This is a genomic window from Streptosporangium nanhuense (assembly GCF_059358815.1).
Genome location: NZ_JCADBG010000059.1, coordinates 1 through 9,973 on the forward strand (window position 1 = coordinate 1; position 9,973 = coordinate 9,973).

The 9,973-nt window shown below is 73.0% G+C and carries 2 protein-coding genes; both read right to left on the reverse strand.

All coding sequences use genetic code 11. From position 1 onward, the window contains the following. The coding region (locus tag AC5L38_RS43670) for an SDR family NAD(P)-dependent oxidoreductase (protein ID WP_495248720.1) at positions 1–8,648 on the reverse strand (8,648 nt) is incomplete at its 3' end. A 38-nt stretch (positions 8,649–8,686) separates the two neighbouring features. Beyond that, the coding region (locus AC5L38_RS43675; protein ID WP_495248721.1) for a type I polyketide synthase at positions 8,687–9,973 on the reverse strand (1,287 nt) is incomplete at its 5' end.

Below are 9,973 nucleotides of genomic sequence, written 5' to 3' on the forward strand. Positions count from 1 at the left end.
ACCGCCGAGGCGAACCCGACCGTGCGCCGCAGGTTCTCACACCAATACCCTGCTTCGAGTTCTGGTCCTTCCAGCCACCGGCCGGTCACCGTCGACAGCATCGGCACCCGCACCGACCGTGGCGCCACCTCCGCCAGAATCCGGGCCAGTTCCTCACCGATCAGGTCGACCTGCGCCGAATGCGAGGCATAATCCACCGCGATCCGCCGGACCCGCACCCCCTCCCCGGTCAGCCGCTCAAGCAGTTCCTCGACGGCGTGGACCTCACCGGCGACCACCACCGAGTTCGGGCCGTTGACCGCCGCGACCGACACCCGCCCGTCCCAGGCCGCCACCTGCTCACGCACCCGCTCCACCGGCAACGCCACCGACGCCATCGCCCCCAACCCGGCCAGCTTCTCGCCGATCAGACGACTGCGCAGCGCCACCACCCGCGCACCGTCCTGCAACGACAACCCACCCGCGACCACCGCCGCCGCGATCTCCCCCTGCGAATGACCCACCACCGCATCAGGGCTGACCCCGAGCGACTCCCACACCGCCGCCAACGACACCATCACCGCGAACGACACCGGCTGCACCACATCCACCCGATCCAACGACGGGGCACCCTCGGCCTGCCGGACCACCTCCAACAGCGACCACTCCACGAACGGCTCCAACGCCGCCGCACACTCCGCCATCCGACCCGCGAACACCGACGACTCCTCCAACAGAGCCGCCCCCATCCCCACCCACTGCGCCCCCTGACCCGGGAACACCCACACCGACTTCCCGACCACGTCGGCCACGCCCGCGACCACCCCACCGGCCGCAGGCTCGCCATCGGCGATCGCCCCCAGCCCTGCCAGCAGGCCCTCACGATCCCCGCCGACCACCACCGCGCGGTGCTCGAACACCGACCGCGACGCCACCAGCGACGACCCCACATCCACCAGGCCAAGATCGCCGTTCGCCTCCAGGTGCGCACCCAAACGACGCGCCTGCGCCCGTACCGCCTCCTCGGTCTTGCCCGAGACCACCCACGGCACCACACCCACCGGCTCGTCCGCCGCCGGGCCCGCGACCTCCACCGGCCCCTGCTCCAAGATCACATGCGCGTTCGTGCCGCTGATGCCGAACGACGACACACCCGCCCGGCGCGGACGACCCGTCTCCGGCCACTCGGTCGGCTCCGTCAACACCTCCACCGCGCCCAAGGCCCAGTCCACGTGGGACGACGGGGCGTCGACATGCAGCGTCCGGGGCAGCACCCCGTGCCGGAGCGCCATCACCATCTTGATCACGCCCGCCACACCCGCAGCCGCCTGCGTGTGGCCGAGGTTCGACTTGACCGACCCCAAAAGCAGCGGCCGGTCCTCATCTCGATCCTGGCCGTAGGTGGCCAGCAGCGCCTGGGCCTCGATCGGGTCACCCAGCGTCGTCCCCGTGCCGTGCCCCTCCACCGCGTCCACCTCGGACACCGAGAGCCCGGCACCGGCCAGCGCCTGGCGGATCACCCGCTGCTGCGAGGGGCCGTTCGGCGCGGTCAGACCGTTCGACGCCCCGTCCTGGTTCACCGCCGAACCTCGTACCACCGCCAGCACCTGGTGACCGTTGCGCTGCGCGTCCGACAGGCGCTCCAGCACGAGCACGCCCACGCCCTCGGACCAGTTCACCCCGTCGGCCGCGTCCGAGTAGGACTTGCACCGGCCGTCACCGGCGAGCCCGCCCTGGGCGCTGAAGTCGATGAACGGCCCCGGGTTGGCCATCACGGTCACGCCACCGGCCAGCGCAAGCGAGCAGTCACCGCCCCGCAGGGCCTGCGCGGCCAGGTGCATCGCCACCAGGGAGGAGGAGCAGGCGGTGTCCACCGTCACCGCCGGGCCCTCCAGGCCCAGCGTGTAGGCCAGGCGGCCGGTCGCCACGCTTCCGGCGGTGCCGGTACTGACGAAGCCCATCACCTCCGGCGGGAACGACACGCTGCTCGCGTAGTCGTGGTACATGACCCCGGCGAACACGCCGGTGCGGCTCCCCCGCAGCGAGCCCGGGTCGATCCCGACCCGCTCGATCGCCTCCCATGACGTCTCCAGCAGCAGCCTCTGTTGCGGGTCCATCGCCAGCGCCTCGTGCGGGGAGATCCCGAAGAAGCCGGGGTCGAACTCCCCGGCCCCGTGCAGGAATCCGCCCTCACGCACGTAGCTGGTGCCCCGGCGTTCCCGGTCGGGGTCGTAGAAGGCCCCCAGATCCCAGCCCCGCGTCGTCGGGAACGGCGAGATCGCGTCTCCGCCCTCGCTGACCAGCCGCCAGAGGTCCTCCGGCGAGGCGACCCCGCCCGGGTAGCGGCACGCCATCCCCACGATCACGATGGGGTCGTCGGCCACCGGCCGGATCGCGGCGGGAACCACCGCGTCGCCGTGCTCACCGAGCAGTTCGCCCAGCAGGAACTCCGCCAGCACGGCCGGGGTCGGGTAGTCGAAGACCAGCGTGGACGGCAGCCGCAACCCGGTCGTACCGTTCAGCCGGTTGCGGAGGTCCACCGAGGTCAGCGAGTCGAAGCCCAGCTCACGGAACTCCCGCCGCACCTCGACCGTCTCCGGCGAGACGTGTCCGAGCACCATCGCCACCTCGGTCCGCACCAGGTCCACCAGGACCTCGGCACGCTCGGCCGCCGTGAGCGGGGCCAGCCGCTGCAGCAGCGTGCTGGCCGTCTCCGACCTCCCGGCGGCGGACCGCCGCCTTCCCCGCACCAGCCTGCGCAACAGCGGCGGGACCTCGCCCCGCGCGCGGAGCACCGGCAGATCGAGGCGGACCGGGGCCACGACGGGTTCGGCGGCACGGACCGCCGCCTCGAACAGGGCGACGCCCTGGTCGGGTGCGAGCGGCGGCGTGCCGGCACGGGCCAGCCGCTCCATGTCGCCGTCGCTCAGCGTGCCGGTCATCCCGCCGTCCTGCGCCCACGCGCCCCAGACCAGCGACAGCGCCGCCAGCCCCTCGGCCCGGCGCCGCTGGGCCAGCGCGTCGAGGAACGAGTTGGCCGCGGCGTAGTTGCCCTGGCCGGGAGCTCCGATCACGCCCGCCACCGACGAGAACACGATGAAGTCGGCCAGGTCCTCGTCACGGGTGAGCTCGTGCAGGTGCCAGGCCGCGTCCACCTTCGGCCGCAACACCGTCTCCAGCCGCTCGGGCGTCAGCGAGGCGATCGTCCCGTCATCCAGCACGCCCGCGGTGTGGATCACCGCCGTCAGCGGGTGCCCCGGGGACACCTCGGCCAGCAGCGCCGCCACCTGCTCCCGCTCCGCCACATCACACGCCACGACCGTGACCTCGACCCCGTGCGCGACCAGCTCCGCCCGCAACTCCACCGCACCCGGAGCCTCCAGGCCCCGGCGACTGGCCAGCAACAGATGCCGAACTCCCCGCTCGGCCACCACATGCCGCGCGAACAACGCACCCAGACCACCCGTGCCACCGGTGATCAACACCGTGCCCTGCGGATCCCACCGACGAGGCATGGTCAACACGATCTTGCCTGTATGCCGGGCCTGACTCATGAACCGGAACGCCTCACGCCCCCGCCGCACATCCCACGCCGTCACCGGCAACGGCCGCACCTCACCGGCCGCGAACAGCTCCATCAACTCGGCCAGGATCTCCCGCAACCGCTCCGGTCCGGCGTCCAGGACGTCGAACCAGTGATACTCCAACCCCGGGAACCGCTCCTGATCGCGGATGTCGAGCTTGCCCATCTCGACAAACCGGCCCCCCGGACGCAGCAACCGCGCCGAGGCGTCGATGAACTCCCCGGTCAGGGAGTTGAGCACCACGTCGATTCCCCGGTCGCCGACCACCGCGCGGAAGCGCTCCTCGAACTCCAACGAACGCGAGGAGGCGATGTGGTCATCGGGGACGCCCAGCGAGCGCAACACCTCCCACTTGGCCGGACTCGCCGTCGCGAACACCTCCACGCCCAGCCGCCGCGCCAGCTGGATCGCGGCCATCCCGGTCCCGCCGGTGCCCGCGTGCACCAGCAGCCGCTCCCCCGCCCGCAACCCGGCCAGGTCCATCAGCCCGTAGAAGGCCGTCAGGAACGCCACCGGGATCGTCGCCGCCTGCTCGCACGAGAACCCGTCGGGGATCCTGGCCAGCCCGCCGGCACCGGCGACCACCACCGGGCCGAAACCACCCTCGACGAGGCCGACCACCCGGTCGCCCACCCGCAGGTCCTCGACGCCGGGACCGACCTCCAGCACCACGCCCGCGGCCTCGCTGCCCATCAGGCCGACCCTGTCCTGGAACCAGCCCAGCGCGTTCAACCCGTCCAGCAGGTCCCGGAAGTTCACCCCCGCCGCGTGCACCTCCACCCGAACCTGCCCGGCCTCCAGCGGCCCGGCCGCCGCCGGAAACGGGAGCAGCTCCAGCGCGTCCAGGCTGCCCTTGGCCCGGCTGCCCAGCCGCCACGCCACCTCACCGGCCGGAGGCAGCAAGCCCGCCCCCGAGGCCAGCGACACCAGCCTCGGCACCCGCACCCCGCCCTCGCGTACCGCCACCTGCGGCTCACCGGAGGCGAACAGCATGGGCAGCATCCCGGGCAGGGCCGACAGCGACTCCCGGTCCTCGTCCAGGTCGACGAGCAGGAACCGGCCCGGGTTCTCCGACTGGGCACTGCGCACCAGCCCGCACGCCGCGGCGGCGGGCAGGTCCGACACCACCTCGCCGTCCTCGGCCGCGACCGCGCCCCGCGTCACGAACACCAGCTGCGAATCGCGGTACCGATCATCGGCCGACCAACGGCTCAGCAGGTCGAGAACGCGCGCGGTCAGCGCGTGCGTCATGTCCACCACCGAACCGGTACGGCCGGAGGTCAGTTCGGTCACCACGACACCCGGTGCCCGGTCCGTGTCCCCGAACGCCGACGGGTCCGCGAGGTCGAGCGTGTCGATGCCGACCACGACCACGGTCGGCGCGGGATCGGCCACCGGTGCCACCCGCGCCGACGGCAGCGCCGTCCACTCCACCCTGAACAGGGGATCCCGATCGCTCCTTCGGCCGCCCTCGCCGGTGGCCGCCGCGATCGGGCGCAGTACGAGTGACCGTGCCGTCAGCACCGGCTCACCCGTGACATCGGCCACCGTCAGCGAGACGGCGTCGCCCTCGGTCCTGGCCAGCCGCACCCGCAGCGCCGGCGCGCCACCGGCGTGCAGGCTCACCTGGTCCCAGGAGAACGGCAACCGGCTGCCCTCGGACTCGTCCAGCCCCGCGAACGTCACCACGTGCAGCGCCGCGTCCAGCAGGGCCGGGTGCACGCCGAACGAACCGGCGTCCGATTCGAGCCGGCTCGGCAGGCTCACCTCGGCGAAGATCTCGTCATCACGGCGCCAGGCCGCCCGCAGGCCCTGGAACAGCGGCCCGTAGCTCAGCCCGCCCTCGGCGAGCTGCTCGTACAGCCCGTCCAGCTCGATCGCGGACGCGCCCCGGGGCGGCCAGACGTCGGTGTCGAGCCGCTCGGCGGTCCGGCCGCCGGCGGCGAGGACGCCGACCGCGTGCCGTACCCACGGCTCGTCGTCGGCGGCCGTGGCGGGCCGGGTGTAGATGCTCAGGTCGCGCCTGCCCGACTCCTCCGCGCCCACCCACACCTGCACCGCGACGGCGTCGGTCTCGTTCAGCACGAGCGGCACCGCCAGGGTGAGCTCCTCCACCAGGTCGCAGCCGACCTGGTCACCGGCCCGGACGGCCAGTTCCAGGAACGCGGTGCCGGGGAACAGCACCCTCCCGCCCACGACGTGGTCGGCCAGCCAGGCCTGCGACCGCAGTGACAGCTGGCCGGTCAGCAGCACGCCGTCCGAGGCGGCGAGCGCCACGGCGGCGCCCAGCAGAGGGTGCCCCGCCGCGGCCTGTCCCAGGTTCCGGGCGTCGCCCAGCCGCCGTTCGCGGGGCCAGTACCACTCGTGCTGGAACGGGTAGGTGGGCAGGTCGACCCGGCGTCCGCGCGGGAGCACCGCCTGCCAGTCCACCGCCACCCCGTGCACGTGCAGCTCGGCCAGCGCTGTCATGGACGCGACCTGCTCGTCGCGGTCCCCGCGCAGCAGCGGCACGAGAACGGCGCTCGACTCGTCGGCGGCAAGGGTGTCGGCGGCCATCGCGGTCAGCACCCCGCCGGGCCCCAGCTCAAGGTACGCCCGCACCCCCTGCGCGTGCAGCGCCCGGACGCCGTCGGCGAAGCGGACCGCGCCGCGGACCTGCTCCACCCAGTAGTCCGGCGAGCACAGCCGCTCGTCGGTGGCCGCCTGCCCGGTCAGGGTGGAGACCACCGGGATCTGCGGCGGCTCGTAGGTGAGCGTCCGGGCCAGGGCGCGGAACTCCTCCAGCATCGGGTCCATCAGCGGGGAGTGGAAGGCGTGCGACACCCGCAGGCGCTTCGTCCTGACCCCGCGCTCCTCCAGGGCGGCGGCGACCTCCAGCACCGCCTCCTCCGCCCCGGAGATCACCACCGACGCGGGACCGTTGACGGCCGCGACCGAGACGTCCTTCTCGCGCCCGGCCAGCAGCTCGGCGACCTCCTCCTCGGAGGCTCGGACCGACACCATCGCCCCACCCGCAGGCAGCGCCTGCATCAGCCGCGCCCGGCCCGCCACCAGGACGCACGCGTCCGGCAGGGAAAGCACCCCGGCCACGTGCGCGGCGGTGATCTCGCCGATCGAGTGGCCCGCCAGCGCGTCCGGCACCACTCCCCACGACTCCGCCAGCCGGAACAGCGCCGTCTCCAGCGCGAACAGCGCGGGCTGCGCCCACCCGGTCTGATCGAGCGCCTCCCCCTGCTCGGCGAACAGGACCTCGCGCAGCGACCCGTCGAGCAGCGGGTCCAGCTCGGTGACCACCTCGTCCAGCGCCGTCGCGAACACCGGGAACCGCTCGTACAACTCCCGGCCCATCCCGGCCCGCTGGCTGCCCTGGCCGGTGAACAACACCGCGAGCTCCGGCTGCGCCCCGGCCACCCCGCGCACCACACCGGCGCCCGGCAGGTCCTCGGCGAGCGCGCCCAGCCCGGCCAGCGCGCCGTCATGGTCACCGGCCAGTACGACCGCCCGGTGCTCGAACGCCGACCGCGTCGTGGCCAGCGAGAACGCGGCGTCGTCCAGGCCCGGCCCTGACTCGCCGTCCAGGAGCGACACCAGCTTCCCGGCCTGCGCCCGGAGTGCCCCCGCCGTGCGGCCCGACACCAGCACCGGCACCACACCCGCGCTCGCCGGCGCCCGCTCGTCCGCGACCGGCTCGGCGTCGGGAGCTCCCGGGCCCTGCTCGATGATGACGTGCGCGTTGGTACCGCTGAAACCGAACGACGACACCCCGGCCCGCCAGGGCCGATCCACCTGGGGCCAGGGCCTGGTCTCGGTCAGCAGCTCCACCGAGCCCGAGGCCCAGTCCACGTGCGACGACGGTGCGTCCACGTGCAGCGTCCTGGGCAGCAACCCCCGGCGCATCGCCATGACCATCTTGATCACACCGGCGACACCCGCCGCCGCCTGCGTGTGGCCGATGTTCGACTTCACCGAGCCGAGCAGCAGCGGACGGTCCTCGTCCCGGTCCTGGCCGTACGTCGCCAGCAGCGCCTGGGCCTCGATCGGGTCGCCCAGCGTCGTCCCGGTGCCGTGTGCCTCCACCGCGTCCACGTTGGCGGGGGTGAGCCCGGCGCCGGCCAGTGCCTGGCGGATCACCCGCTGCTGCGAGGGGCCGTTCGGCGCCGTCAGGCCGTTGGACGCGCCGTCCTGGTTCACCGCCGACCCACGCACCACCGCCAGCACCTGGTGACCGTTGCGCTGCGCGTCCGACAGCCGCTCCAGCACCAGCATGCCGATGCCCTCGGACCAGCTCGTGCCGTCGGCCGCCTCGGCGAACGCCTTGCACCGCCCGTCACCGGCGAGCCCGCCCTGGGCGCTGAAGTCGATGAACATCCCGGGCGTGGCCATCACGGTCACGCCTCCCGCCAGGGCCAGGTCGCACTCGCCCGAGCGCAGCGCCTGCGCCGCCAGGTGCAAGGCCACCAGGGAGGACGAGCAGGCGGTGTCGACCGTGACCGCGGGACCCTCCAGGCCCATCGTGTAGGCGATGCGGCCGGTGGCGATGCTTCCGGCGGTCCCGGTGCTGACGAAGCCCCGCACGTCCAGCGGGAACTCGACGCTCGGGCCGTAGTCGTGGTAGATCACACCGGCGAACACGCCCGTGTGGCTGCCCCGCAGCGAGACCGGGTCGATCCCGGCCCGCTCGAAGGCCTCCCACGACACCTCCAGCAGCAACCGCTGCTGCGGGTCCATCGCCAGGGCCTCACGCGGGGAGATCCCGAAGAACCCCGGATCGAACTCACCGGCCTCGTGCAGGAAACCACCCTCACGCACGTAACTGGTGCCCCGGCTCTCCCGATCCGGGTTGTACACCATCCCGAGGTCCCAGCCCCGCGACGTCGGGAACTCACCGATCCCGTCGCCGCCCTCGGCCACCAGACGCCACAGGTCCTCGGGAGAGCTGACATCGCCCGGAAAGCGGCACGCCATCGACACGATCGCGATCGGATCGTGCCTGCCCGACTCGACCTCCTGGAGCCGCCGACGGGTCTCGCGCAGATCGGCGGCAACCGACTTGAGGTAGTCAACGAGCTTCCGGTCCTGCGACATCGGCGCGTACCTCCGAAGTACTCCGAGGCGAGCCGGGATCACAGCTCTTTCAGGTGACCCAGTTCGCTTTCGATGAAGCCGAGAATGTCCTCGGTACTCGCCGATTCGAGCATGTCCTCAACAGCGATTTCACTAGTTTCTGAACCGCCCCCGCTCACCTTCCCCAGCAGCTGCCGGAGCCGTGTCGCGATGCCGTTCCGAGTGATCTCGTCGATCGATTCCTCGGAAAGAGCGGTTTCGAATCTGTCGAGATCGGCCAGCAACGAGGGCTTCGCGGCCTCGGTCTCCCCGGGCGCGATCTCCGCGAGGAGGTGCTCGGCGAGGACGGTCGGGGTGGGGTAGTCGAAGACGAGGGTGGAGGGCAGGCGCAGCCCGGTGGCGGCGTTGAGCCGGTTGCGCAGCTCGATCGCGGTGAGGGAGTCGAAGCCCAGCTCGCGGAACTCGCGGCGCACCTCCACCGCCGTGGAGTCGGGGTGCCCGAGGACGGCGGCGGCCTGGGCCCGGACGAGGTCGACCAGCACGCGGATCCGCTTGGCGGAGGCCAGCCCGGCCAGCTGCCGGGACAGCGCCGCGCCCGCGCCACCGCCCCCGTCCGCCGGCGCCCCGGTGGCCGTACGGCGGGTACCGCGCACCAGTCCTCGGAACAGCGGCGGCACCTGCTCCTGCGGCAGTGCGGGCGGGTCGAGCCGTACCGGGACCACGAGGGGGGAGTCCGAGCCGACGGCGGCGTCGAACAGTGCCAGCCCCTGCTCGGTGGTGATCGGCGGCAACCCGGCCGCGGTCATCCGCTGCACATCGGCCTGCGACATGCCGCCGGTCATCCCGGTGGCCTGCGCCCACAGCCCCCACGCCAGCGACAGTCCCGCCAAGCCCTGCGCCCGCCGCCGCACCATCAGCGCGTCCAGCCACGCATTGGCCGCCGCGTAGTTGCCCTGACCCGCCCCACCCATCAACCCGGCCAGCGAGGAGAACACCACGAACCCGGCCAGGTCACTGTCCGCGGTCAGCTCGTGCAGGTGCCAGGCGGCGTCCACCTTCGGCCGCAACACGGTGTCCAGCCGCTCGGGCGTCAGCGAGGTGATCGTCCCGTCATCCAGCACACCGGCCGCGTGGATCACCGCCGTCAGCGCATGCTCCTGCGGCACCTCGGCCAGCAGCGCCGCCACCGCGTCCCGGTCGGCCAGATCGCAGGCAGCGACGGTGACCCGGGCACCTTGCTCGCTCAGCTCCTGGTGAAGCTCTGTCACGCCGGGGGCGTCGAGGCCTCGGCGGCTGGCCAGCAGCAGGTGCCGCACCCCCCGCTCGGCCACCAGGTGCCGGGCCAT